We start from the raw sequence: 1,084 nt of genomic DNA, 5'->3' as shown, positions 1-1,084 counted from the left end.
ACTGGCTCCAGCGCGACCGACTCTCATCCCCCAGCCGGCTCTTCGGAGAAGTCACTTCCCGGACCCGCCGAGACCCAGGATAGAACTCTCCTCCCGGCGGTGTCTTGACACAGAGGGGAGCCATGAGAGTGCACGGCGCCAGGCGCCACCAACGCGCGACAGCAGCAGAAGAGTGTGCGTGCTGGTCGAGGTGGTGCAACCGTGTCATAGGTTGTCGATGTAGAGGACGACGGCCTCTGGTGGTGGCGCCGGTTGCCGCACCTTTGCCGGCTCGACGTCTACGTGGAGCCACATCCGGTGCGCTGTCCAGTTCAGGATCCCGCCTGTCTCGCGCGAGCCGCGATAGACGCCCTCTTCGGGCTGGAGCGGCCATCTACCGCTGCGGAGGTGTTCGACAAGCCGGGTCACGGTCGTTGTCCTGTCAGCGCCATCGGCGGCCATCACCACGAACTCGGCTGTGCAGTTGCCGCTGCTGCCACCATCGGCACAGGTGACGGACGACACCAAGTGCAGCGACGTCGGCAGTGGGAGGACCTCATCGTCGCGGGCAGGGAACCGCAGCCTGCCGTCGCCGTCGAACCCGACGACAACGAGCCCGCAGCCGCACAGCAGCACCACGATTGCCAACGTCCCCATAGAGACAACCCAATGAAGTGACCCCTATGGGCCGGACACCTCGATGTGTGTCAGGGACTCTTGGTGGATCTTCTCGTAGGTGTCGGGGCTGACGTTACCCAGAGGGCTGTGCCGGCGGCGAGGGTTGTAGAAGCCTTCGATGTAGGAGAAGACCTCCATTTCCAGTTCGTGTCGGCTGGGCCAGGCTCGGGTGTAGACCAGTTCGGTCTTCAGGGTGGCGAAGAAGGTCTCGGCCATGGCGTTGTCGTAGCAGTCGGCCACGGAACCCATCGAGGCCAGGACGCCGCAGGAGCGCAGGGTCCGGCCGAACTCGAACGACGTGTATTGGGCGAGTTCAATCGGTCGTTGCAACACCGGGCTGTTCCAGCGAGCTTAACTGCTCGGCGAAGACCTCGGCCGGGGTCTTCCAGCCAAGGCTCTTGCGGGGCCGGTTGTTGACCGCGAGGGC

The 1,084-nt window shown here is 64.6% G+C and carries 2 protein-coding genes; both read right to left on the bottom strand.

Annotated elements, in window-relative coordinates; all coding sequences use genetic code 11:
• Positions 1-204: 204 nt before the first annotated feature.
• The gene (locus DLJ59_RS00055) at positions 205-636 is read right to left on the bottom strand and encodes a hypothetical protein (protein ID WP_124770497.1); all 432 of its coding nucleotides are present in this window, start codon (positions 634-636) and stop codon (positions 205-207) included.
• Positions 637-660: 24 nt separating this feature from the next.
• Entirely contained in the window at positions 661-990 is a 330-nt protein-coding gene (locus DLJ59_RS00050; protein ID WP_124770496.1) for an IS3 family transposase, read from the bottom strand.
• Positions 991-1,084 lie beyond the last annotated feature (94 nt).

It is taken from the genome of Micromonospora inaquosa, assembly GCF_003857055.1.
Classification (GTDB): Bacteria; Actinomycetota; Actinomycetes; order Mycobacteriales; family Micromonosporaceae; genus Micromonospora; species Micromonospora inaquosa.
This window is presented reverse-complemented; position numbering and strand designations above follow the sequence as displayed.